The sequence below is a fragment of the Nocardioides taihuensis genome (assembly GCF_042657275.1).
GTDB lineage: Bacteria > Actinomycetota > Actinomycetes > Propionibacteriales > Nocardioidaceae > Nocardioides > Nocardioides taihuensis.
Genome location: NZ_JBHSKD010000003.1, coordinates 81,299 through 104,457 on the forward strand (window position 1 = coordinate 81,299; position 23,159 = coordinate 104,457).

Sequence of the window (23,159 nt, forward strand, 5' to 3'; positions counted from 1 at the left end):
TAAGGCGGCCTGCGCTGATGGTGTCGTCATCGGCTCGTCAGGCGGCGTCGGGGTCGTCGAGCCTGATGCGCATGATCACGCGGTTCAGCACGCCGATGGAGTCGTGCATGGCAGAGCGGGCAACCCGGAGGTCGTCCTCGACGTCCCCCGAGGGACCGCCGCTCAGGGCTGCCAGCACAGCCGTGGTCTCGTCGCAGGCCGTGTCGAGCCGGCTGACGAGCCTGCGCAGCTCACTCACGCTGTCCTCGGGGGACCTGGCCTCGAGGAAGCGGAGCCACTCGGCGACCGAGCCGCTGCCGATCATGCCGATCCATCCAGGAGCTCGAGCACGAGTCGCATGCCCAGGAGCTGTGCCGCCCAGGCGTCGTCCTGTGCCGCGAGGACCTCGTGCGGGTAGCAGGCGGCGACCTCATCGCGCATCGTGAGGAGGACAGCCCGATCGCCCACGACGATGCTCACCTCGGGGGATTCCCCGGCGACCTGCGGCGGCCTGATCTGCACCTCGTCGACCTTCACGCTCTGGCCCACGGCTGCGGCGGCACGCTCCATCGCGTCGGCGAGGTCGCCGAGGACCCAGGTCCCCCACGAAGTGCCCACAGTCTCCGGCAGCATCAGGCGCTCACCTTCTGGGCCGGCTTCTCGCCAACCTTCTGGGGCGCCGTCTGGTTCCGCGCGGGAGCGCGCACATCGCCGGCGCGCAAGGACCACGCGACCTTGGAGAAGTCCCCGTTCTGCTCGATGTACGCGGTGGCGGTCAGCCTCTCGAACTCGACCGGGGTGAACGGGAGACCGGAGATGGAGTCGGGCAGGACAGGCTGTACTTTCGCGCTGACCTTCACCGCCATGGTCCGGGTCGACTTCTTCGCCTCGGGGTCGGCATCCACGACCTCGACCGACCAGAGGAGCAGGCCGGTGTCCGGGTCGACAGCCTGCACCAGTTGCTCGCGGGTGGACTTGTCGTAGTCGCGGACCGGCTGGACCTCACCCACGGCGTACGCGCCGTACGGGAAGACCACACCGAACTCGACCGGAAGCTTGCGGGGCATCGCCATGACGATCTCCTTTGGTTGACAGCGATTGCCACCACTTCAGCCGTTGTCCACAGGACGCTGGGACCCCGTAGCGCGGACGCAGCCGGACGTCTAGCGTGGAAGCACGGACGTCCACCTAGGTCTCGGGGATACAAGATGGGCAACGAACGACTCCGCACGCAGATGCGCCAACGCGAACTGACGGTCGGCGACCTGGCAGCCAAGGTCGAGGTCGACCCGAAGACGGTCGAGAGGTGGCTCGAGAACGACCGGCTACCGCACCCACGTCACCGCAAGAGGACCGCCGAATCACTGGGGTGCGACGAGGTCTCGCTGTGGCCGCAGCTCATCGATGATGAACGTGCCAGGGCGACCAGTGGCGCCGAACTGGTCGGCTTCTACCCTCACCGCGGCGCAGTTCCACCTGATTTGTGGCGACGCCTCGTCGACGAAGCGAGCTCTCAGGTCGAGGTCCTCGTGTACGCGGGCCTCTTCCTAGTCGACAGCCACCCCGACCTCCCAGGCAAGCTCGTCAACCGCGCTCGCGAAGGTCTCAAGGTGCGCCTCCTGTACGGCGATCCCGACTCCGAGACCGTCGAGTGGCGTGGCAACGAAGAAGGCATCGGTGAGAATCTGTCTGCCCGCATCAGACTCAGCCTCACGTACATGAAGCCCGTGTACGGCACTGACGGGATCGAGATCCGTCAGCACCGCTCAGTGCTCTACAACTCGATCTACCGATTCGACGACGAGATGCTCGTGAACGCGCATGTCATTGGCTCGCCGGCACCACAGAACCCCGTGCTTCATCTGAGGCGGATCGACGGCGGTCGCCTCTTCGACCACTACGTCGGGTCGTTCGACCGGGTCTGGGATGCCGCAACACCCTTGGAGGCGGCGTCGGCGCCGTGACACGCTGGGTCCATGGGCCGCCGCATCGACTACATCGACGATCCAGACGCCCCTCCGGCCAACAGCGTGGTGCCGTCCGTCGTAGCCATCGTCCAGGACGACGATGATCGCGTTCTCCTGATCCACAAGACCGACAACGACCTCTGGGCACTACCTGGTGGTGGACACGAAATCGGTGAATCAATCGCCGACACTGTCATTCGGGAGGTCAAGGAAGAGACCGGCTACGACGTGGAAGTCCTCGGGATCTCGGGGACCTACACCAACCCTTCCCATGTCATGGCGTACGAAGACGGCGAAGTGCGCCAACAGTTCTCGCTCGCGTTCAGAGCCAAGCTGTTGGGAGGGAGTGCTCGAACCAGCAGTGAGAGCAAGGAGGTGGCGTGGCTTTCCCCGGACGAGGCGCGGAGTCTGGAGATGCACCCCTCCATGCGAATTCGACTTGAGCACGGCCTGGACACCGGAAGACGGCCCTACATCGGCTGACGACTACGGGCGTCTGCTCTCATGGCGCTCGCTTCGAGGTACCCGCGCGACCGGGTGACTGCTCGATGGACTGGATGCTTCGGCGAGTACCGCATCAGCATGTCGTCGATACGGGTGTGGATTGCCATGGCCTTACCGTCAGGCCCGCTCAGCAGATCGGCGAGGATCAACTGGTCGAGGATGGGTTGAGGAGGGCGATCGAACTCCGACAACTCGGCCAGCACCCCGCGCTCCTCTGCTTCGTACTCTGCGCCGGTGTGGAAAGCAACCAGGCTGACGACAACTGGGGGCGCGTAGAGGCGCTTCAAGTAACGGGCACCGTCAATCGCATGCATGCCCGTGTCCAGGAGAGCTGACGAATAGCCGATGTCGTGAAGCCAAGCCGCGATCTCGAGGGCATTCCCGCCCTGGCTTCCGCCGCTCCGGGAACGTGTGAGCTGCGCGGTGCGCTGGACGTGAGCCCAGCGCTGGCTCTCCCCGCCCAAGAGTTTCGCTGCCGTGTCGCGAGCTCGCATCGACGTCCAGGACACGGAACCAGCCTAGGCCGCGGTCAAGCCGCGAGCATCTCGCAGGGCATCCACTCATGGCAGCGATGAGCGGTCGGCGCGTTCGGCAGCACCGTCCGCTGCGTCAGCGGTGTGGGACAGCCCCGAGGGGGAGGGCGTACACCTCGTCCTTGCCGAACCAAGGCAACCACGCTCATTCAAGTCTCGCCTTCCGCTGAACCGACGTGGACTGTCGACGCTGACAGTCACCTTCAGCCATGACGCTCCACTTCGAACACATCGGTTGGGATGTGTACTCGACCGGCCACGAGCGGGACCGCGCGCCTACGGCGAGCGCGGCTGCGACTGCAACACAAGAATCCGGCACCGGGGAGCGCAGCGTTTCCGCAGGAGGCAAATCGGCATTGCATAGACGACAGTCCGATCCATGCCTCGAACTCCGTCTGGCGAGGCACCGAACGCCTCGGCCCGACGAGCCGTCTGTGCGGCATCCACTCCAGGGGCCCCAAGCCCTAGTCCGGACTTGTCCAAGCCAGCGGTAGACAAACCTTGCTGGACATCGATAACATCACCGCACAAGATTGACGTCGGTGCCGCTATGCGACCTATGGCCGCGCGGTGCAGCAGGAGAGGACGAATAGCAACGTGATCGAAAATCCAGTCCCTTGGCCAAACGGAGCAAGGTGCGCCGTCGCATTCACATTCGATGTTGATTCCGACAGCGAATTCCAGCACATGAACCGCGACACCGCTGCAAACAACGTGTCGACTTTGTCCTGGCTGCGATACGACCGCGTTGCAGTTCCCAGGATTGTCAAGTTGTACGAGAGGTATAATCTCAAGCAGACGTTCTTCGTTCCTGGTTGGACTGCAGAGAAGTATCCAGAACTCGTCGAGTGCATCGTGGGCGGCGGCCACGAGATCGCGCACCACGGCTACCTGCACGAACGTCCGAATGCAATGACGCCAGACGAAGAAGAGTATTGGTTCAGGCGAGCGACCGATGCTCTAGTCAAGACTACGGGAGTAAGGCCAAGAGGATATCGGTCGCCGTTCTACGGCTTTTCAAAGCACACGGCTGACCTTCTCGCCCAGGAGGGTTTCACCTACGACTCGTCGCTCATGGGCGACGACGTCCCTTACCTCATTCGGTCGAAGTCGGGCGAACTCATTGAGCTCCCCGTCGACTGGTCCATGGATGATTGGCCACAGTACGTAATAAATCCGGACCTCGATTTCACCATGCAGCCGCAATCGCCCGATAGGGCGATGGAGGTCTTCCAGGCGCAGTTCGATGCGGCTTGGAACTATGGGGGCCTGTGGGTCACGGTGTGGCATCCCTTTGTGTCTGGGCGACTTGCGCGGCTCGCGCGGGTCGAGAAACTGATCGAGTACATGATGCAGAAGGGACAAGTGTGGTTCGCCACCCTGGATGAGATCTCCGCGTACACCCGCAAGTTGATCGACGACGGGTCCTGGACCCCTAACTCCGAACAGCTACCTCAGTACACCGGCGTAATACCAGAACTCCGCTCGGATGCTCTAACTGAAGGAAGGCAGTCTCAATGACGATCGAAAAGCATTCGCATTGGCCCGCGGCGATTCGGTTGATGCCCGAAGGGCTATACGAATGGTCCATGCCGGTGACATTCTCCCAGGGATGGACCTGCGGCCCAATCGTCTTCGTGGGCGGACAGATCGCGACTGAAGATGGCAAGCCCGGCGTTGCGGTGGCGGTAGGCGACATCGAGGAGCAGACCCGCATCGTTTTCGACAACGTCACCCGTGTGCTCGACGAGGCCGGTACCGATTGGGATCACGTAGTGAAGATCAACACATACTACGTGTTCGACGGACCAGAAGACGAAGCTACGGAGTTCTGGGAGAAGATGACGCGTGTGCGGATGCAGTACTTGCCCGACCCCGGTCCGTGCGGCACCGCGGTCCGTGTCACCGGCCTGGCCTACCCGGACCTATTGATCGAAGTTGAAGTCATTGCCTACGACCCGTCGTTGATGCGCTAGTTGTATCCAGTCATGACGTGGGTGGCGGTTCGGCTCTAAACCGTCTGGTCGTTGACGTGAGGAGAGCCCTCCGGGTGGGTGTGGTTTGTCGAAGGCCCACACCCCACCCGGAGGTGAATGCATTGCATGGTAGTGCTCGGCTGACCGTTCACGTCCTGTTGATCATCCAGTGTCACCAAAGAGCCAGTTGGAAGCGGGGCCCACATCGCTTCGGCGGTGGGTGTCTCGCGCCTGTGTTTGAAGACGTGGGTCGACCGGTACGCAGCCGAGGGAGAGCCGGGCCTAGCGACCAGGTCCTCACGACCCACTCGACCATCACGCGCACTACCTGCGCGGCAGCGAACGACTGGGTCTTGGGACTTGCTCGGTCCCGAGCCCGAGATCCCGCCACACCTGGTGTCGCGGATCCTGCACAGGCACTGATCGCATATCTGGCCAAGTGCGACCCGATGACCGCCGGGCTCATCCCGTGAAGCGCCCTCAGGTTCTCGGCCGCTCCTAAGAGAAGAGCTGTGGCTGCCTTCAAGATCCCCACGTCCTTACGCGGCCGGCGTTCTCCGCCGCAGTTGGCCAGTCTCCTCGGTCTCCCCCGTGGTGACCCAGGGCGCGTGGCGTCCGGCGGTTCGGCTTGTGCCACTCAGCGCCGCGACGACTCCTTGCTCACCCCGAACGGCTTGGCGACCGCCAGCTCCGCCGCAGTATTGGTCGGGTACATCGCCCGGTGCTCGGCACCAGTCGGACACCCCGGGACTTCACTCGGGAATGGACTTCTTCGGCATGATGCTGAATCCCAGCAACTCAGAGGAATGCGTCAGACCCGGGGCGCTTCAGGGCTCTTTCGAGCGGCCCGCCGAAGTCCGCCCGCTCTTCCGGGTCTTGCGTCGGTCCAGCTCAGCAGCAGCACCGGCAAGCCAGCCACTTCCCGCATGCTTCTGAGCGTCTGTGGTGGATCCGACGCCGTACTGCCGCACCGAATCAAAGCACGCTCGACGTCAGGCCGCTGGGATTGTCATTCCGATGGGTCGGCGCTTATGTGAGGCGGTCGATTCGACGATGTTCGAAGATCAGGCTGGTTTCGGTGGATGCGAACTCGCGCGAGGCGCTGAGATGTTCGGTGACAAAGTCGCGCAGGTCGTCGGATGATGCCACGGCGACTTGTATATGAAAGTCGACCGGGCCGGCCAGGAAGAACACGTTGGTCACCCCGGGAAGGGACGAAAGCTTGCTGGTGAGCGCACCGATGTGGGCGCGGGCGGCGGGCTGCACTCGCACTGCGACGAGCGCCTGAATCGGGCGCCCGAGCGCCCTTGGATCGATATCCGCGTGGAAGCCCCGGATCACACCCAGGTCGCGAAGTCGACGCATGCGGAGTGAGCAAGTTGAGGGCGCGACGCCGACGTGCGCGGCGAGCTCCTTGTTTGAGGCCCGGGCGTTCAGCGCTAGGTCAGCCAAGAGTTGCCGGTCGACCGCGTCAAGCACTGGGCCGTCGCCCGCGGCCAGTGCATCAACGTTCGAGCCTACCCGGCCGCCAACATCCACCTCTGCAGGATAGTCGAGATTAATCGCCTTTGAGAGAATTGTGTTCCGAGCAAGTTGTCACTGGCCGCATTCCCGATGAGACTCTGCACATCAAGTCGAACAAGGAGGTGAGCATGCGGATCGGAGTACCCAGCGAAGTAAAGAACCACGAGTACCGCGTAGCGATCACGCCCATCGGTGTCCATGAGCTGACCGCTCACGGTCACCAGGTGGTCGTGGAGAAGGGTGCCGGTGCCGGCTCTTCGATCGACGACCTGGAGTACGCCGGAGCGGGAGCAACGATCGTCGACACACCCGAGCAGGCCTGGGGGACCGACGGCGGCGTCGACATGGTGCTGAAGGTCAAGGAGCCGGTCGCCGAGGAGTACGCCTGCATGCGCGAGGGCATGACGCTCTTCACCTACTTGCACCTCGCCGCCGACAAACCGCTCACCGAGGAGCTGCTGGACCGCAAGGTGACCGGCATTGCATACGAGACGGTGCAACTACCCTCGGGCGGCCTGCCGCTGCTCTACCCGATGTCGGAGGTCGCGGGCTGCCTTGCGCCGCAGGTCGGCGCGCACGTGTTGATGAAGGCCCAGGGCGGCCGCGGTGTGCTGCTGGGCGGCGTCGGCGGCGTGGCCAACGCCAAGGTCGTCATTATCGGCGCCGGTGTCTCGGGCCAGAACGCCGCGAACATCGCGCTCGGCATGGGTGCGGACGTGACCCTGCTCGACACAGACCTCGAGAAGCTGCGGATGTCGTTCTGGCGCTACAACAACCGGGTGCACGGGCTCGCCTCGTCCAAGTTGGCCATCGAGCAGCAGGTGATGGAGGCCGACATGGTGATCGGCGCCGTGTTGATCCCGGGCGCTGCGGCACCCAAGCTCGTCAACAACGACCTGGTCTCGCGGATGAAGCCGGGTTCGGTGCTCGTCGATATCGCGGTCGACCAGGGCGGCTGCTTCGAGGACACCCACGCCACCACGCACGCCGACCCGACATACACAGTGCACAACTCGGTGTTCTACTGCGTGGCCAACATGCCGGGGGCCGTCCCCAACACCTCGACCTACGCGCTGACCAACGCCACGTTGCCCTACGTCCTGGCAATGGCCGACAAGGGCTGGCAGGACGCCTCTCGGAGCGACCGTTGCCTCGCGCTGGGCTTGAACACCCACGCGGGGGTTCTCACCAACGCCCCGGTCGGCGCAGCGCACCGGATAGCAGTTGCTGCGGTCGCTGACGTTCTTGACTAACCGTCGGACTCAGGAAACGTGGGCAGAGTATCCATTGTGCTGGTGGCGAACCGTGTACCTCAGCGGCGAAGTGGGCGACCGGGCCGGAGGGGCTGGCCCGAGCCCCTTCGCACAAAGCACTCGTGAGCCGGACGCACACGCCGCCCGCCGTGTCTCCGTTGATCGGAGTGATGATCGACGAACTGCGCGAACGCGCACATCGTCCATCCGACGAAATTTGGCCCCGCCGGCTGTCATCACGCGAGCCTTGGTTCCTTGGCATGGGAGTAGGGCGCATCCCACAGTCCTCAGCACTCAACTACATGAACTGCGAGGCCGCCCAGGGACGTCTCCTTGTACTTGTGGTGCATGTCGCGGCCAGTTGCGCGCATAGTCTCGATCGCCTGGTCCAGGGTCACCGTGTGGTGCCCGTCACCATGGATGGCCAGCCTTGCTGCGTTGATGGCCTTCATCGAGGCCATGGCGTTCCGCTCGATGCACGGGACTTGCACAAGGCCGGCCACCGGGTCGCAGGTGAGTCCCAGATTGTGTTCGATCCCCATCTCGGCAGCGTTCTCGACCTGTTCGGGGCTCCCGCCCAAAACCTCGCACAGTGCTCCAGCCGCCATGGCGCAAGCGGAGCCGACCTCGCCTTGGCACCCAACCTCCGCTCCCGAGATCGAGGCGTTCTGCTTGAAGAGCATGCCGATGGCCGCTGCGGTCAGAAGGAACCTGACAATGCCATCCTCGTCGGCGCCAGGGACGAAGCGAACGTAGTAGTGGAGAACCGCAGGCAGAATTCCGGCAGCTCCGTTGGTCGGGGCGGTCACGACGCGGCCCCCTGCCGCGTTCTCCTCGTTAACGGACAGCGCGAATAGATTCACCCACTCCATGGCGCGCAAGGGGTCGCTTCCATCTGCAGAGGTCGCTGTCAATCGCCGGTAGAGGCCGGGGGCCCGCCTTCGCACCTGCAGCCCTCCGGGAAGAAGTCCCTCGCGGTGGTACCCGGCCTCAACGCATGAGGCCATCACCGTCCAAAGGTCCAGGAGACCAGTACGGACAGCATCCTGAGTGCGCCAGGACAACTCGTTGGCCAGGACGACATCACTGATCCCGATCTTCTCGGAGCGGCAGATCTTGAGGAGACCAGCTGCGCTATCGAACGGGAACCGAACTGGCGCACGCTCTGCTCGCGCGTCTCGTCCAGGGTCCCTGCCCGAGGCGTCCACGATAAAGCCTCCGCCCACGGAGAAGTACGTCACTTCCCGAAGGAGTTCGCTTCTGCTGTCGAAAGCCGAGAAGGTCATGCCGTTGGGGTGGGCGGGAAGCGAACGTCGCGGATGGAGGATGAGGTCAGTCAGGCAGTCGAACGAGATGAGGCGACTTCCGACGAGTCGCAGACTTCGCTGGACGCGGACCTGCTCGAGGAATCGGCCGGCCCAGTCGGGGTCCACGGACTCCGGCTCTTCCCCATGAAGCCCCAGGAGCACCGCGCCTTCGGAGCCATGACCATGACCCGTCGCCCCGAGCGATCCAAAGAGCTCCACCTTGACGCGCAATACCTCATCGAGCAGATCTTCAAGCCGGAGGAGGTCGGCGAACATCTTGGCCGCCCGCATGGGACCAACGGTGTGTGACGACGACGGGCCGATGCCGACGGAGTAGAGATCAAAGGCACTCAGTGACACTGGACACGCCCTCCGAGTGCCTGGCGGTACAACCGCCCGGCCCGGTACGACGAACGGACGAGCGGGCCCGACAGCACTCCGGAGAAGCCGATCTCCTCGGCCTCGGCGGCCAGCTCGACGAACTCCTCGGGCTTGACCCAGCGCTCGACGGGGTGGTGACGCACCGAGGGGCGCAGGTACTGGGTGATCGTGACCAGCTCGCAGCCCGCGTCGTGCAGGTCGCGCAGAGCCTGCGAGACCTCCTCGCGGGTCTCGCCCATGCCGAGGATCAGGTTGGACTTGGTGACCAGGCCGAAGTCGCGGGCGGCGGTGATCACGCCCAGCGAGCGGTCGTAGCGGAAGGCCGGCCGGATCCGCTTGAAGATCCGCGGCACGGTCTCGACGTTGTGGGCGAGCACCTCGGGTCGCGACTCGAAGACCTCGGCCAGCAGGTCGGGCTTCCCGTTGAAGTCGGGGATGAGGTTCTCCACGCCGGTGTCGGCATTGAGCCCGTGGATCGCGCGCACGGTCTCGGCGTACAGCCAGGCACCGCCGTCGGGCAGGTCGTCGCGGGCGACGCCGGTGATGGTCGCGTAGCGCAGGCCCATGGTGCGCACCGACTCCGCGACCCGGCGCGGCTCGTCGCGGTCGAGCGGCTGCGGCTTGCCGGTGTCGATCTGGCAGAAGTCGCAGCGGCGCGTGCACTGGTCGCCGCCGATGAGGAAGGTCGCCTCGCGGTCTTCCCAGCACTCGAAGATGTTGGGGCAGGCGGCCTCCTGGCACACCGTGTGCAGGCCCTCGGACTTCACGAGGTTCTGCAGGTGGCGGTACTCGGGGCCCATCTTCGCCCGCGTCTTGATCCACTCCGGCTTGCGCTCGATCGGCGTCTCGGCGTTGCGCACCTCGAGGCGCAGCAGCTTGCGCCCGTCGTCGGGCCTTGCGAGCGCTGCGTTTGAACTGACCACCTCAGAGCTCCGGGTAAAGCGGAAACCGCGCGGCGAGCGCCGCCACACGTCCACGTAGGGCTGCGGCCCGGTCCTCGGAAAGGGGTTCACTCAGTGCCATGGCGATGATGTCGCCGACATCGGCGAACTCGCCAGCCCCGAAGCCGCGGGCTGCAAGGGCTGGAGTGCCAATGCGAAGCCCCGACGAGACCATCGGCGGCCGGGGGTCGAACGGCACGGCGTTCCGATTGACTGTGATTCCGATCGAATGCAGACGGTCCTCCGCCTGTTGTCCGTCCAGTTCGGAGTGCCGCAGGTCAACCAGGACCAGATGCACCTGAGTTCCACCAGTGAGGACGCTGATGCCAGCAGACTGCACCCTGTCCGAAGACAATCGCTCGGCGACGGCTTGCGCACCACCTAGAGTGCGACGCTGGCGATCGCGGAACTCCTCCGTTCCGGCAAGGCGGAGGGCGACGGCCTTGGCTGCGATCACGTGTTCGAGGGGCCCGCCTTGAAGACCCGGGAAGACGGCCGAGTTCAGCCGCTTCGCCAGATCGGCACGATCCGTCAGGATGAGTCCGCCACGAGGTCCGCCGAGTGTCTTGTGAGTTGTACTGGTGACCACATCGGCAAACGGCACCGGACTCGGGTGGAGGTCGGCGGCCACGAGCCCAGCGATGTGGGCCATATCGACCAACAAGTCCGCACCGACCGAGTCGGCGATGCGTCGGAACTCTTTGAAGTCGAGGTGCAGTGGGTAGGCGGACCAACCTGCCACGATGAGCTTCGGTCGATGTTCCTGAGCGAGACGTTCGACCTCGTCCATGTCGACTTGGAAGTCGGACTCTCTCACATGGTAGGCAACTGCGTTGTAGAGCCTGCCGCTGTAGTTGAGTCGCATGCCGTGGGTGAGATGCCCACCATGGGAAAGGTCGAGCCCGAGGATGGTGTCGCCAGGCTCGAGAAGCGTGAACATCACGGCAGCGTTGGCCTGTGCCCCGGAGTGCGGCTGGAGGTTTGCAAAGGTGGAGCGGAAGAGATCCTTGGCTCGCTCAACGGCGAGGTCCTCGATCACGTCCACGTGTTCGCAACCGCCGTAGTAGCGCCGGCCCGGGTATCCCTCGGCGTACTTGTTGGTCAGGACAGAACCCTGCGCCTGCATGACAGCGATGGGCGCGAAGTTCTCGCTCGCGATCATCTCCAGCGTGGTCCGCTGTCGGGTGAGCTCGGCTTCTATGGCGTTGAAAACCTCTGGGTCGGCGTCCGCCAAGGGCGAGTTCAGGCTAGTCATGTCGCTTCCCCGTCAACGAGCGCGGCGTATTCCGTCGCTGAGAGAAGTTGCGGCAGATCGTCGACCGTCACACGGAACAACCAGCCGTTGCCATAGGGATCCACGTTGACGACAGCCGAGTCGTCGATCACTGTCTGGTTGATCTCGCTGACTGATCCGTCGACCGGTGAGAACAGATCACTGACCGACTTCGTTGACTCGATCTCACCACAGGGACTACCCGCGCTCACGGCTGCTCCCGGCTCTGGCAGTTCGACGAAGACAATGTCGCCGAGAGCCTCGGCGGCGTGCTCAGTGATACCAACCGTCGCGACGTTTCCCTCGATCGACACCCACTCGTGCTGGTCGCTGTACTTGAGGTCCGCTGGGATGTTCATTGCTACTCCTTAGTCCTGTTTGACGCGCCGCGCTTTGCGCCGCGCTTGTAGAACGGCATGGGCACGATGAGTGCGTCCTCACTCGAACCGCGGATGTCGACGACCACCTTTTCGCCAATCCCGGCGTACTCCCTCTCGACATACGCCATCGCAATCGGGTGCCCCAGGGTGGGAGAAGGTGCTCCGCTCGTAACCCAGCCGACGGAACGTCCGCTGGAGCGGTCCGAGACCGCATATCCGTGCCTGGGGGCGCGACGACCGCTGGTAGACAGGCCGACCAACACATGGGTTGACGGGTTGTCCGCCTTGACTGCCAGGGCCATCTCGCCCACGAAACCACCGTCCTTGTCGAACGCGACAATGCGACCTAGTCCGGCGTCGAACGGACTGGTGGTCTTGTCGAGCTCGTGACCGTAGAGCGGCATTCCGGCCTCGAGTCGCAGCGTGTCGCGGCATGCCAGACCTGCCGGCCTAAGGTGGTACCTGTGGCCGCAGGCGGCCATAGAGTTCCATACCGCGACCGCGTCGTTAGGTGTGCAATAGACCTCGAAGCCGTCCTCACCCGTGTACCCAGTGCGCGCAACAAGCACGTCATGCCCCGAAACGGTTGCCTCAACGATCGAGTAGTACTTCAGGTCCCCGGTGTCGACCGAAGAACATTCGGCCATGATGGCGTACGCGTTGGGGCCCTGGACCGCGATGAGGCACCAGTGGTCAGAGGCGTTCTCGACCGCCACGTCGAACCCGTGACTCCGTCGTTCGAGTTCATCCGCAACTGTGTCGACATTGCCGGCGTTCGCGACGACGAGAAACTCCTCGTCAGTCAACCGGTAGACGACCAGGTCGTCGAGAATACCGCCGTCTTCGTCACAGATCATCGTGTAGCGGGCCTTGCCTTGCCCGATCCGCGACGGTCTGCCAACCAAGGCGAAGTCCAGGGCAGCCGCGGCGCCCGGGCCGGTGATCTCGATCTCGCCCATGTGGCTGAGGTCAAAGAGCCCAGCGGTGGTGCGCACCGCGTTGTGCTCCGCAGTCTCAGACTCGTAGCGGACGGGCATCTCCCACCCAGCGAACTCAGTGAAAGAAGCCCCGAGGGCTCTGTGCACCTCATAGAGGTCGGTGCGCCTGGTCATGCGTCGACTCCTTGACTCTCGAATGCTTCGGGCGGAGGGCAGGAACACACCAGGTTCCGGTCCCCGAATGCCTGCTCGATGCGGCCGACCGGGGGCCAGTACTTGTCCCTTGCGACGCCGGCGGGGAACGCCGCCGTCTCGCGCGAATAGGCGCGGTTCCACTCGCCGACAACCGATGTCGCGGTGTGCGGCGCCCGGCGCAGCGGACTCGCATCCAGCGACCAGGTCCCGTCCGCAACACGGTCGATCTCATCGCGGATCCTGACCATCGCGTCGACGAAGCGGTCGAGCTCCGCAAGATCTTCGGACTCAGTGGGCTCGACCATCAGTGTGCCGGGCACAGGGAAGCCCATCGTGGGTGCGTGGAAGCCGTAGTCGATGAGCCGCTTGGCGATGTCGTCGACACTGACGCCAGTGGCGGCTGTCAAAGGCCTGACATCCAGGATGCATTCGTGCGCCACCAGTCCGTCCTGACCCGCGTAGAGCACCGGGAAGTGCGTGCTGAGGCGCCGTGCAACGTAGTTCGCCGCAAGCACGGCCGCCTTTGTGGCGAGCGTCAGGCCTTCGGCGCCCATCATCCGGATGTACGCCCAAGGAATAGGGAGGATGCCGGCGGATCCGAAGGGAGCTGCGCTGACGGGGCCAGGGCCGGAGCGTCGGGACGGATCCGGGTGGAGTGGATGGGACGGGACGAAGGGAGCAAGGTGAGCGGCGACGGCGACTGGCCCCACGCCCGGACCCCCACCGCCATGCGGGATGCAGAAGGTCTTGTGAAGATTGAGATGCGACACGTCCCCGCCAAACTCACCAGGCTTGGCGACTCCCAGCAAGGCGTTGAGGTTGGCCCCGTCGATGTAGACCTGACCCCCGTGGTGGTGAACTGTCTCGCAGAGCGTCGAGATCTGGGACTCGTACACCCCGTGGGTGGACGGATAGGTGACCATGATGGCGGCGAGCTGGTTTGAGTGCTGCTCGCACTTCTCCTCGAGGTCGTCCATGTCGACGGTTCCGTCCTCATCGGAGGCGACCACGACCACACGCATCCCCGCCATCACGGCGGATGCGGCATTCGTGCCATGTGCACTCGCCGGAATCAGGCAGACGTCCCGGGCAACTTCGCCTCGCGATCGCAGGTAGCCGCGTATCGCCAGCAGCCCCGCCAGCTCACCCTGCGAACCCGCGTTGGGCTGAAGCGAGACCTTGGCGTAGCCGGTCACGTTCGCGAGCCAGGTCTCGAGTTGATGGATTAGGTCGAGATAGCCCCGCGCGTCCTCGATGGGCGCAAACGGGTGAAGGTCTGCGAAGCCCGGCAGGGACACGGGCTCCATCTCCGCCGTGGCGTTCAGCTTCATCGTGCACGATCCGAGCGGGATCATTCCGCGGTCGAGTGCGAAGTCTCGATCGCGGAGCTGGCGCATGTAGCGCAGCATCGCTGTCTCCGACCGGTGTTCTTGGAACACGGGGTGTGTGAGGAAGTCGGTCGTTCTCGCCAGCTTGGGCGGAATGACAGATCGTCTGTCCCTGACTCGATCGGTTTCAGGTACCTCGAATGCAGCCACCGCGAGCGAGACGTGCTCGTCCGTGGTCGTCTCGGAGCAACTGATGCCCACGTGATCGGAGTCGACTCTTCTCAGTCTCAGACCACTCTCGGCTGCCTTGCGGAGAACTTCGTCTGCGCCTTCTGGCACCTCCACCACGATGGTGTCGAAGAAGGCCGTTGTGGAGACAGTGAAGCCTTGAGCCCGCAGTGTGCCGTGAATCGACCGGGCATGAGCGTGCACACGACGTGCGATCTCTCGGAGACCGTCGGAACCGTGGTAGACGGCGTACATCGAGGCCACTACGGCGAGAAGCACCTGTGCCGTGCAGATGTTCGACGTCGCCTTGTCCCGTCGGATGTGCTGCTCCCGAGTCTGAAGTGCGAGTCGGTATGCAGGGCGCCCCTCATCGTCGACGGAGACGCCAACGAGTCGACCGGGAAGGTGACGCTCGAGACCGCTGCGCACGCTCAGGAAGGCGGCATGGGGTCCCCCGTAGAAGAGCGGGACGCCAAACCGCTGCGTCGATCCAACCGTCAGGTCTGCCCCGAACTCGCCGGGCGGCTTGAGAAGCGTCAACGCCAATAGGTCGGTCGCCACCGCCGCCTGAGCACCACGATTGTGTACCTCCTGGATGACAGGTTCTAGGTCCCTGATCTCGCCGGAAGACCCGGGGTAGCTCGCTATCAGGCCGAAGAACTCGCCTGTCGGGAGCGGTTCGTCCAGATCGACCACCTCCACCTCGACGCCGATCTCCGCAGCTCGGGTGATCAGGACATCGAGTGTCTGAGGGTGGGTATCGGCGTCAATCAACACCCGCGAAGCCTTCGACCGTGAAGCCCGCTTCATGACCATGACCGCCTCAGCGACGGCAGTGCCTTCATCCAGCAGCGAAGCGTTTGCTGTGGGTAGCCCGGTGAGGTCCCCGACCATCGTCTGGAAGTTGATCAGGGCTTCCAGCCGCCCCTGACTGATCTCGGGCTGGTACGGCGTGTACGCGGTGTACCAACCGGGGTCCTCAAGGATGTTCCGCCGAATGACAGCAGGCGTATGGGTCGGGTAGTAACCCAGCCCGATCATCGGCACAGCGACGCGGTTTCGGCCCGCCAGAGCAGCGAGCTCCGCGGCCGCATCCGCTTCGGACGCCGGTGCTGGAAGGTCCAGCCCGGTGGTGCGGATGCGAGACGGAACGGCGGCATCCATCAACTCGTCCAGCGAGGAGTAGCCGACTTCAGCCAGCATCTTCGCGATGTCATCGGGTCCGAGCCCGATGTGGCGACGATGAAAGTTGTGAGGGTACGACGAAGCGTCGTGAGTCATTGCGGGAGGCTCCTTCGTGCGTCCGGCAGCTCGCCGGACCCTGTAGGTGACCTCCCCGCTCTGTCATCGAAAACCTGAGAGCTTCATCGCTGTGTGAGCGACTTGCACCGTGGGCGCAGGACCAGGGTCCTGACTTTCCAGAGTTGCCTAGCCGAAGCGGTACGGGGCCTGAGAGATTCTGGGGAGAAGTTGCTCCTTCGGCGCACAACCCTTGGTGAGGGCTGTGACTCTCCCGCTTCAGATCATGCGGCTATGCAGTTGTGGCGCGCACACCGTAGGGGTGGGCCTCGTGGTCGGTCAAGGGCCTGACCCGGAAGCAGCATGCCGAGGTGTGCGTGCCGAAGAACTGCTGAGTCAGATGTGTCGCTGCGCTCCCGAGCGAGTGCGCGCCGGCCCAGACCACACGCCGACCTCGGACCGCGTCGCTGGGCGTGCTCCCCCGATTGACGAGGGAAAGTCCCAAGAATCTCGTGCAGCAACCTTGTGCTTGTCCAGTGACCCTTGTACGGTCCCTTTGTTCTTGTGCAGCGATCTTCATCACACTCGGTGAGGTTCCGTCGGAGGTTGACATGTCGAATGGCTCCACCACCTGGGGCGCGCCCGAGCGACTCATGCCTGAGGACCACTGGGACTGGAGCGTCCCTGTGCCGCTGTCTCAGGGCTGGAAGTGCGGGCCGTTCATCTTTGTCGGCGGACAGATCTCTGCGGACGAGCACGGCAAGACCATCGGCGTTGGCGACATCGAGGTCCAGACCCGAAACGTCTTTGAGAACATCCGCAAGGTCCTGAACGAGGCCGGGGCGGATCTGCACCACATCGTCAAGTTCAACACCTTCTACGCCTTCGAGGGCGACGGTGACGAGGTCCGTGAGTACTGGGAAAAGATGACGAAGACTCGGCTCGAATTCCTCTCCGACCCAGGCCCCGTCGGCACCGCAATCCGTGTCAGCGGCTTCGCGTTTCCTGATCTTCTCATCGAGATCGAGGCCATTGCCTACGTACCCGAGCTGGCATCAAGCATCGAGGAATGAGGAGCGCCACATGAAGGACCAAGCTGGTGCCGGGGTCGTCGAGACCCGCGGTATTGATTTCATCCCCGACGACGAACGTCACGGCTCGCCGTCAAGTCTGTTCTGGGTATTCGTGGGAGCCCAGTTCTCCTTCACCGTGATCGTCTTTGGGTGGCTGCCTGTGGCCTTCGGGCTGGGGTGGTGGTCCAGTTTCACCGCCATCGTGGTCGGTCTGGTCATCGGCACGATGGTGTACACACCCTTCGCCCTCTTCGGACCGCGCACGGGCACCAACAGTGCGGTCAGCAGCGGCGCTCACTTCGGAGTCGTCGGAAGGATCATCGGATCGATCCTGGCCATGGTTACCGCGGTGGGCTTCTTCGCCATCAGCATCTGGACCGGTGGAGACTCGCTCGTGGCTGGCGCCAACCGCCTTTTCGGCACGCCTGATTCCGACGCAATGGCGGCCTTGGCGTACGCCGTCGCTGCGCTCATCACGATCGCAATCGCCATCTACGGATTCGACACGGTCGTTGCGGCACAGAAGTTCGTCGTTCCCATCCTGGGCCTGGTGATGGTCGTCGGTGTATTCGCGCTTGCATCCAAGTTCGACCCCAGTTATGCGGGCGGCGCCTACCTGCTCGGCGACTTCTGGCCCACCTGGCTCCTCTCCGTAGCCACGGTTGCCTCGTTGCCGATCTCCTACGCGCCGTTCGCCAACGACTACTCGCGGTACATCTCCCGGCGCGTGCCCAACAGCAGGCTCCTCCTAGCCAATGGCGTCGGGATGTTCATCGGATGCGCGATCGCTTGCCTGTTCGGGGCCTACATGGCCTCCATTTTCGGCGCAGCGGAGACATCCTTCGTGGGGGGCTTCATCAGCATCTCGCCGACCTGGTTCGTCACCGCAGTCATTCTCTTCGGTCTGCTGGGAAGCTTCGGGCAGGGATCGGTCTGCCTGTACGGAACGGGCTTGGACTTCTCTTCCCTCATCCCGAAGTTGCCGCGAGTCTCGGCGACGCTTGCCGTCAGCGCCATCTCGCTGTTGCTGGTCTTCGTGGGGCGGTTCGTCTGGGACGTCGTCGACTCCATCTCGGCCTTCGTGATCCTCCTGGTGGTGATCCTCACGCCCTGGGTGATCATCAACCTGATCGGCTTCGCCTTCCGCAAGGGCCAGTACGACGTCGTGGACCTCCAGGTGTTCAATGCCGGCCAGCGTGGCGGCATCTACTGGTTCACCGGTGGCTGGAACTTCCGCGCCGTCGGCGCATTCGTGCCCGCGATCGTGGTCGGTCTTCTCTGCCTGAACACCACCCTCTACACGGGGCCGTGGGCGAATGTCGCCAATGGTGTCGACGTGAGCCTCCTCGCGTCGGCTGGCGTTGCCGCAGTGCTCTACCCCGCTCTCATGTTGATCTTCCCGGAACGTGGCGTGGTGCCGACCCACCTCAACGCCTCCCTCCCGAGCGCCCTGGAAGTGAACGGTGTGCTCGAGTGATTGACGCAGACCAGCTCGCGGCGTCGTACGAGCAGGAGGTTGGTGACCTGGCCTCTCGCCTGGTCCGCGCCAACAGCATCAATCCTCCCGGTGGCGAGGTTGAAGCAGCTGAGGTGGCCGCGGACTACCTGCGGGCGCAGGGCCTGAAGGTCAGCGTCGACGTCTTCGATGGCGCACGGGCCAACGTGAGCGCGCGCCTCGAGGGCGTCGGCCGAAGGCCCGGGCTTCTCCTGTCGGGTCACCTCGACACCGTGCCGGTGGCGAACGTCGGGAGCTGGTCGCGCGCCCCATGGTCTGGGGCGGTCGAGAGCGGCGTCCTGTACGGACGGGGCTCGCTCGATATGAAGGGCGGGCTTGCCGCCCTGTGTGTCGCAGCCGCGCGCTTCGCTCGAGCAGACGAGGCCCTTCAGGGGGACATCGTCATTGCGCTGACAGCTGGTGAGGAGACGAACAGTCTTGGGGCGCACCGGATGTGCTCGCAAGGCGGCCTTGGGCCGCTCAGTGGCGTCATCGTGGCGGAACCAACCAACCTCGACGTCGGCTACACCCATCGTGGTGCGCTGTGGTTGAAGGTCAAGGCCCGGGGGCGGTCGGCGCACGGGTCGCAGCCCAACGAAGGCGTGAACGCGGTGCGCCTGATCCTCGATTGGTTGGGCGACTGGTCCGAGATCGAGGCCATGGTCATCACCGAAGCGCATCCGGTGCTCGGGAAGAGCACTGCCTCTCTCAATCAGATCGCTGGCGGGCTCGCTCCAAACGTGATCCCTGACTACGCCGAACTGGTCCTCGACATCCGCACCCTCCCGGGGCAGGCGCACGACCTCCTGATCCGCCAGCTTCAGGGGAAGTCCGAGGCGGTGGAGATCGAAACCATACGCAACGCACCACCCCTGGCGACAGACCTTCGGGATCCGCTCGTCAACCACTGCAAGGAGGCGGCTCTAGGCGTGGCAGGCGAGGTGTCCCTGCGGGGCCTCCCTTACACCACTGACGCCGCGATCTTCGCAGAAGAGCTAGGTGTTCCGGCTGTCGTGATCGGGCCAGGGTCGGAGCGCCTGGCGCACACCGACAACGAGTCGATCAGTGTCGCCGAGCTCGCGTCTGCGGCCGCCATCTACGAGACCGTCATCCGTCGAGTCCTGATCTAGGTCACCAGGACCGCACCACAACGAGAATGGAGAGCAAGTCGTGACCAGGAGTCCATCGACGAAGGACCCGCACCCGAAGGGCGGCGCGCATCTTCTCGACCGCGGCGTGACGGTCGTTGACCTTACTCGCGAGATCTACCAGGGCATGCCGATCTTCCCTGCCCACCAGCGCCCCTTCATCATGGTCAACCACGAGCGCGAGGACGCGCCGAAACTGTTCGGTTGTGCGCCGTTCGAGTCGCACAACCTTCTGATTAGCGAGCACACCGGCACGCACGCCGATGCCATCTACGAGTACGACGGAGACGGTCCCTCCATGGACCAGATCCGGCTCGAATACTACTACGGCGACGCATGCTGCCTGGATGTCTCGCACGTGCGCTACCCCGACAACATCACTGTTTCCGATCTCGAGGAGGCCAATGAGAAGGCAGGCTCGCTGATTCGTCCCGGTGACATCGTGCTGCTCTACACGGGGCACGGAGACCGCACCTACCCCGGGCAGGAGTACCTCGTTGACTACGCCGGCCTTAACCGGGAGTCAGCTGAGTGGCTGGCCGACCGAGGAGTGGTCAACATCGGTATCGACGCCGTGTCCATCGACCAGTCCGACGACATGGGGTTGATCGCCCACGCGGTCTGCAGGGAGCACCAGATCGTCAACACCGAGAGCCTCTGCAACCTGGAGGGCCTAGCCGGCAAGCGCTTCTACTACTGGGGCCTGCCGTTGAACATCCGCGAGGGAACCGGTTCGCCGATCCGTGCCATCGCCGTCCTGAGCGACTGAAGAAGACCTGCCGCGGCGTTCGCGCCGAGTCACACCACCAACTGCACTAGGGAGTGCGAGATGCCAGACAACACCGAGGCCCAGCAGCGCCTCAAGCCCATCAAGGATGCACTTGCGGGCAGCCCCGAACCACACCTGCTCAACGGTGAGCAGTACAAGGTGTCCCTGCGCGATGGTCGTCGCATCGTCGACGCCGACGGCAACGACATCGAAGACGTGACGACGCACCCTCACCTGAAGCGGACCGTTGCGACGGTGGCGGAGGTCATGGACCTCCAGTTCAACCCGGCGACCCAGGATGACGTCACCTACATCGACCCGGAGACCCAGACTCGCCGCGCCGTCGGTTGGCAGGTTCCCATCACGAAGGACGACCTGTACAAGAAGCGTCTCGCCAACAAGGCGATCACGCGTCAGACGCTCGGCATGTTCGGCAGGCCCCCCGACTACGGCCCCGCCATGGCCCTGGGGTTCCTCGGCATCATCGACCGGGTCGAGAAGGAGAATCCTGAGTTCGCTCAGAACATCCGCAACTTCGTGGCGCAGTCCGGATCCCTGAACACCTTGAGCACCGACCTGATCCTCGACACCCAGTCAGACCGGACCGTGCCGAGGAACGACCGCCCGGGCACGCTGCGCGTGGTGAAGGAGACGCCCGACGGAATCGTCCTCCGTGGAAGCAAGGTCGCAGGGAGCATGGGTGCGCTGACGCACTTCTTCACCCTCTCCACTGTGCTCGGCGGGGGCCTCTCGGGCGACGCCGCCATCTGGGCGGCCATCCCGGTGAACTCGCCTGGCCTGTCGCTGATCATGCGCGAGCCGACGATCAAGCTCGACGCGTCATCTGAGGATCACCCAATCGACTCGCGCGGCGAGGAGATGGACCAGCTCATGATCTTCGACGACGTGTTCATCCCGCAGGAGTACGTCTTCAGCCTCCACAACCTCGAGCTGCTCACGCTGTACCACGAGAGCTGCGCGTACGCCCTCTGGCACATCATGACTCGTCTGGGCTACCGGGCTGAACTCTTTGCTGGGACTGCGCAGATCATCGCCGACATCCTCGGCACGGACAAGATCCCGGGGGTGCGGAACACGATCGCTCAGATCTCGATGTATGCCCAGACGCTCCGCTCCTACTCTCTCGCCAGCGTCGAGCGTGCCGTCGAGTGGTGTGGCGTCCAGGTGCCTGAGCCGGGCCTCGTTGCCGCGGGACGTCTCTACTCGATTCAGGAGTACCCGAACATCCTCTACAGGATCCAGGATCTCTGTGGCCAGGGGCTGGTTTCTCGCTGGCCCGAGAAGGTGTGGAACCATCCTGAGTTCGGTCCCCGCCTCGAGGAGATGCTCCCGGGGCACGGAGTGAGCGCGCGCGAGAAGAACCGGTTCTTCAACTTCGTGTTCGACCTCACTACGGGTGGTATGGCCGGCCGCGTTGGCCTCTTCGAGAATGTCAACGCGACCCCGCCGGCGATCGTTGCCGAGCTTGTCTACGATCACGTCGACCGGTCGGACGCGGCCAACTTCATCCGCTCCTACACTGGCCTCCCGCAAGCGTAGGCACGGGGACCGGTTGGTCCCAGCCCGCTGGCTGGGACCAACCTGGGACCGACCGCCGGTGCGCCCGACCCGCGTGTGACGAGTCCCGGGACAGTACGGTTCAACTTTCAAATGCGCTTGACGGCACATGACACTGAGTAAGTTGCAGTGAGGCAGATCCCGTCAAGCGGGCCCACATCGGTTCGGCGCCGACCAGAGAGGCAGGATTCGTTGAGTTCCAACTCGTCGAACGGCGCCACGAACGGTCGCGGTTCTAGCGACCGAGCGAGTCACGGCCCCGCCGACGAAGTTGAACCAGCCGGTCAGGGTCTCTACATCAAGCAGGTCGCCGAGATACTGGGAGTCTCTGCATCCGTCCTTCGGGCGTGGGAGAGCGAGCGCCTCATCGTGCCGGGTCGATCAGCTTCTGGCTATCGGGTGTACAGCGCAGCGGACGTTGATCGCCTCAGGAGGATTCGCGACCTCATCCAACAGGACGGGCTGAACCCCGCCGGCGTCCGACGACTCCTTCGCGAAAGCGATTGGGACACCCAGCAGGCCGTCACCCCGAGCGACTTCCCCTCCGCGGCCATACACGCACGAATCCAGCGTCTGCGCAAGGAACAGCGCAAGACTCTCCGTGACCTAGCGGCCGCCACTGGTGTCAGCGCCTCTGCGATCAGCGCGATTGAGCGCGGGGTGAGCATGCCGTCGAACAGGACCCTGCTTGCCCTGGCTGATGCACTGGACACGACAGTCCCCAACATCCTAGGGACGGCGTCCGAGGGCCCCCCTGTGGTTGTGCGTGCTTCAGAACGCACGCCGCTCGACCTGAGCATTCCCGGTGTGACGGCGGCCTCGCTTGCGCCGGTCCCTGGCGCCGTGGAGCCGATGGTCGTCGTCGTGGAGCCCGGCGCGGGGCCGGATCGGCAATCGGACACGGGTGACGGTGAAATGTTCATCTTTGTCCTCGCGGGTGAGGTCCAACTCGTTCTGGATGAGCTGGAGCACTTTCGGATTTGCCATGGCGACTCCGCGTTGTTCCACAACGCACGTGCTCACCGCTGGATCAACCGAACGATGGAGCCCGCGCAGTTGCTGGTCATCCGCTTCGGGCCCACGAGTGGCTGACTACGGCCTGTTGTCCGGGATCAGCGCCGTCGAGATTTCCGCCCTTTGAAGGTTGCCA

22 protein-coding genes and 1 riboswitch are annotated in these 23,159 nt (G+C 64.1%); of the genes, 11 read left to right on the forward strand and 11 right to left on the reverse strand.

Annotation, left to right across the window (positions count from 1 at the left end; all coding sequences use genetic code 11):
• Positions 1-37: 37 nt before the first annotated feature.
• Genes ACFPGP_RS02870 through ACFPGP_RS02880 form a run of 3 tightly spaced genes read right to left on the reverse strand, consistent with a single transcriptional unit; the run spans position 38 to position 1,052 of the window.
• Positions 38-304 carry a hypothetical protein gene (locus ACFPGP_RS02870; protein WP_378586610.1) on the reverse strand — a complete coding sequence of 89 codons (267 nt, stop codon included), beginning with the start codon at positions 302-304 and terminating at the stop codon, positions 38-40.
• On the reverse strand, positions 301-612 hold the full coding sequence (locus ACFPGP_RS02875) for a hypothetical protein (protein WP_378586613.1): 312 nt from the start codon (positions 610-612) through the stop codon (positions 301-303). Before ACFPGP_RS02875 ends, ACFPGP_RS02870 begins: the two co-directional genes overlap by 4 nt.
• A complete protein-coding gene (locus ACFPGP_RS02880; protein ID WP_378586614.1) occupies positions 612-1,052 on the reverse strand; it encodes a plasmid replication, integration and excision activator in 441 nt (146 codons plus the stop codon). The genes ACFPGP_RS02875 and ACFPGP_RS02880 overlap by 1 nt, the downstream gene beginning before the upstream one ends.
• Before the next feature lie 135 nt (positions 1,053-1,187).
• On the opposite strand from ACFPGP_RS02880, the gene ACFPGP_RS02885 reads away from it, so the two are divergent.
• Both ACFPGP_RS02885 and ACFPGP_RS02890 read left to right on the forward strand, forming a co-directional pair.
• Entirely contained in the window at positions 1,188-1,943 is a 756-nt protein-coding gene (locus tag ACFPGP_RS02885) for a helix-turn-helix domain-containing protein (protein WP_378586617.1), read from the forward strand.
• 12 nt (positions 1,944-1,955) lie between these two features.
• Positions 1,956-2,429 (forward strand): NUDIX hydrolase, encoded by a 474-nt coding sequence (locus tag ACFPGP_RS02890; protein ID WP_378586619.1) that lies wholly within the window; start codon positions 1,956-1,958, stop codon positions 2,427-2,429.
• Here the strand turns inward: ACFPGP_RS02890 and ACFPGP_RS02895 are convergent.
• Positions 2,417-2,959 carry an HD domain-containing protein gene (locus tag ACFPGP_RS02895; protein WP_378586621.1) on the reverse strand — a complete coding sequence of 181 codons (543 nt, stop codon included), beginning with the start codon at positions 2,957-2,959 and terminating at the stop codon, positions 2,417-2,419. The two genes, ACFPGP_RS02890 and ACFPGP_RS02895, sit on opposite strands and share 13 nt — an antisense overlap.
• A 594-nt stretch (positions 2,960-3,553) precedes the next feature.
• Between ACFPGP_RS02895 and ACFPGP_RS02900 the strand changes: the two genes are divergently transcribed.
• Both ACFPGP_RS02900 and ACFPGP_RS02905 read left to right on the forward strand, forming a co-directional pair.
• Positions 3,554-4,504: a polysaccharide deacetylase family protein gene (locus ACFPGP_RS02900; RefSeq protein ID WP_378586623.1), complete on the forward strand. Its 951-nt coding sequence runs from the start codon at positions 3,554-3,556 to the stop codon at positions 4,502-4,504.
• On the forward strand, positions 4,501-4,959 hold the full coding sequence (locus ACFPGP_RS02905; protein WP_378586625.1) for a RidA family protein: 459 nt from the start codon (positions 4,501-4,503) through the stop codon (positions 4,957-4,959). Before ACFPGP_RS02900 ends, ACFPGP_RS02905 begins: the two co-directional genes overlap by 4 nt.
• Positions 4,960-5,988: 1,029 nt before the next feature.
• Here ACFPGP_RS02905 and ACFPGP_RS02915 read toward each other — a convergent pair.
• Entirely contained in the window at positions 5,989-6,498 is a 510-nt protein-coding gene (locus ACFPGP_RS02915; protein WP_378586628.1) for an Lrp/AsnC family transcriptional regulator, read from the reverse strand.
• 113 nt (positions 6,499-6,611) lie between these two features.
• Between ACFPGP_RS02915 and ald the strand changes: the two genes are divergently transcribed.
• Positions 6,612-7,736, forward strand: coding sequence for an alanine dehydrogenase (gene ald / locus ACFPGP_RS02920; RefSeq protein WP_378586705.1), 1,125 nt, complete (start codon positions 6,612-6,614; stop codon positions 7,734-7,736).
• Positions 7,737-8,023: 287 nt separating this feature from the next.
• Here the strand turns inward: ald and ACFPGP_RS02925 are convergent, their stop codons facing one another.
• The 6 genes from ACFPGP_RS02925 to gcvP are packed head-to-tail and all read right to left on the reverse strand — an operon-like array spanning position 8,024 to position 15,988.
• Positions 8,024-9,403, reverse strand: coding sequence for an L-serine ammonia-lyase (locus tag ACFPGP_RS02925; RefSeq protein ID WP_378586630.1), 1,380 nt, complete (start codon positions 9,401-9,403; stop codon positions 8,024-8,026).
• A complete protein-coding gene (gene lipA / locus ACFPGP_RS02930; RefSeq protein WP_378586633.1) occupies positions 9,394-10,347 on the reverse strand; it encodes a lipoyl synthase in 954 nt (317 codons plus the stop codon). Before lipA ends, ACFPGP_RS02925 begins: the two co-directional genes overlap by 10 nt.
• Position 10,348: 1 nt before the next feature.
• Entirely contained in the window at positions 10,349-11,599 is a 1,251-nt protein-coding gene (glyA, locus tag ACFPGP_RS02935) for a serine hydroxymethyltransferase (RefSeq protein ID WP_465263242.1), read from the reverse strand.
• A 17-nt stretch (positions 11,600-11,616) separates the two neighbouring features.
• A complete protein-coding gene (gene gcvH / locus ACFPGP_RS02940; protein WP_378586638.1) occupies positions 11,617-11,997 on the reverse strand; it encodes a glycine cleavage system protein GcvH in 381 nt (126 codons plus the stop codon).
• A gap of 2 nt (positions 11,998-11,999) precedes the next feature.
• Positions 12,000-13,130, reverse strand: coding sequence for a glycine cleavage system aminomethyltransferase GcvT (gene gcvT / locus ACFPGP_RS02945; RefSeq protein ID WP_378586640.1), 1,131 nt, complete (start codon positions 13,128-13,130; stop codon positions 12,000-12,002).
• Positions 13,127-15,988 (reverse strand): aminomethyl-transferring glycine dehydrogenase, encoded by a 2,862-nt coding sequence (gcvP, locus tag ACFPGP_RS02950; RefSeq protein WP_378586642.1) that lies wholly within the window; start codon positions 15,986-15,988, stop codon positions 13,127-13,129. Before gcvP ends, gcvT begins: the two co-directional genes overlap by 4 nt.
• Positions 15,989-16,135: 147 nt before the next feature.
• Positions 16,136-16,233, reverse strand: a riboswitch (glycine riboswitch).
• A gap of 324 nt (positions 16,234-16,557) precedes the next feature.
• Between gcvP and ACFPGP_RS02955 the strand changes: the two genes are divergently transcribed.
• From ACFPGP_RS02955 to ACFPGP_RS02980, 6 genes are all read left to right on the forward strand, one after another.
• Complete coding sequence (locus ACFPGP_RS02955) at positions 16,558-17,019, forward strand: RidA family protein (RefSeq protein WP_378586645.1); 462 nt, start codon at positions 16,558-16,560, stop codon at positions 17,017-17,019.
• A gap of 10 nt (positions 17,020-17,029) precedes the next feature.
• Positions 17,030-18,496: a purine-cytosine permease family protein gene (locus ACFPGP_RS02960; protein ID WP_378586648.1), complete on the forward strand. Its 1,467-nt coding sequence runs from the start codon at positions 17,030-17,032 to the stop codon at positions 18,494-18,496.
• On the forward strand, positions 18,493-19,644 hold the full coding sequence (locus ACFPGP_RS02965; RefSeq protein ID WP_378586650.1) for a M20 family metallopeptidase: 1,152 nt from the start codon (positions 18,493-18,495) through the stop codon (positions 19,642-19,644). The genes ACFPGP_RS02960 and ACFPGP_RS02965 overlap by 4 nt, the downstream gene beginning before the upstream one ends.
• 40 nt (positions 19,645-19,684) lie before the next feature.
• Positions 19,685-20,431: a cyclase family protein gene (locus ACFPGP_RS02970; protein WP_378586653.1), complete on the forward strand. Its 747-nt coding sequence runs from the start codon at positions 19,685-19,687 to the stop codon at positions 20,429-20,431.
• Between the two features lie 60 nt (positions 20,432-20,491).
• Entirely contained in the window at positions 20,492-21,991 is a 1,500-nt protein-coding gene (locus tag ACFPGP_RS02975) for a 4-hydroxyphenylacetate 3-hydroxylase N-terminal domain-containing protein (protein ID WP_378586656.1), read from the forward strand.
• Between the two features lie 147 nt (positions 21,992-22,138).
• A complete protein-coding gene (locus ACFPGP_RS02980) occupies positions 22,139-23,101 on the forward strand; it encodes a MerR family transcriptional regulator (protein ID WP_378586658.1) in 963 nt (320 codons plus the stop codon).
• Positions 23,102-23,159 lie beyond the last annotated feature (58 nt).

Coding starts and splice junctions, on each gene's coding strand:
- gcvP (WP_378586642.1), bottom strand. CDS start 15,988: ATGACTCACGACGCTTCGTCGTACCCTCACAACTTTCATCGTCGCCAC.
- gcvH (WP_378586638.1), bottom strand. CDS start 11,997: ATGAACATCCCAGCGGACCTCAAGTACAGCGACCAGCACGAGTGGGTG.
- ACFPGP_RS02885 (WP_378586617.1), top strand. CDS start 1,188: ATGGGCAACGAACGACTCCGCACGCAGATGCGCCAACGCGAACTGACG.
- ACFPGP_RS02870 (WP_378586610.1), bottom strand. CDS start 304: ATGATCGGCAGCGGCTCGGTCGCCGAGTGGCTCCGCTTCCTCGAGGCC.
- ACFPGP_RS02960 (WP_378586648.1), top strand. CDS start 17,030: ATGAAGGACCAAGCTGGTGCCGGGGTCGTCGAGACCCGCGGTATTGAT.
- ald (WP_378586705.1), top strand. CDS start 6,612: ATGCGGATCGGAGTACCCAGCGAAGTAAAGAACCACGAGTACCGCGTA.
- ACFPGP_RS02875 (WP_378586613.1), bottom strand. CDS start 612: ATGCTGCCGGAGACTGTGGGCACTTCGTGGGGGACCTGGGTCCTCGGC.
- ACFPGP_RS02975 (WP_378586656.1), top strand. CDS start 20,492: ATGCCAGACAACACCGAGGCCCAGCAGCGCCTCAAGCCCATCAAGGAT.
- ACFPGP_RS02890 (WP_378586619.1), top strand. CDS start 1,956: ATGGGCCGCCGCATCGACTACATCGACGATCCAGACGCCCCTCCGGCC.
- gcvT (WP_378586640.1), bottom strand. CDS start 13,130: ATGACCAGGCGCACCGACCTCTATGAGGTGCACAGAGCCCTCGGGGCT.
- ACFPGP_RS02955 (WP_378586645.1), top strand. CDS start 16,558: ATGTCGAATGGCTCCACCACCTGGGGCGCGCCCGAGCGACTCATGCCT.
- ACFPGP_RS02880 (WP_378586614.1), bottom strand. CDS start 1,052: ATGGCGATGCCCCGCAAGCTTCCGGTCGAGTTCGGTGTGGTCTTCCCG.
- ACFPGP_RS02905 (WP_378586625.1), top strand. CDS start 4,501: ATGACGATCGAAAAGCATTCGCATTGGCCCGCGGCGATTCGGTTGATG.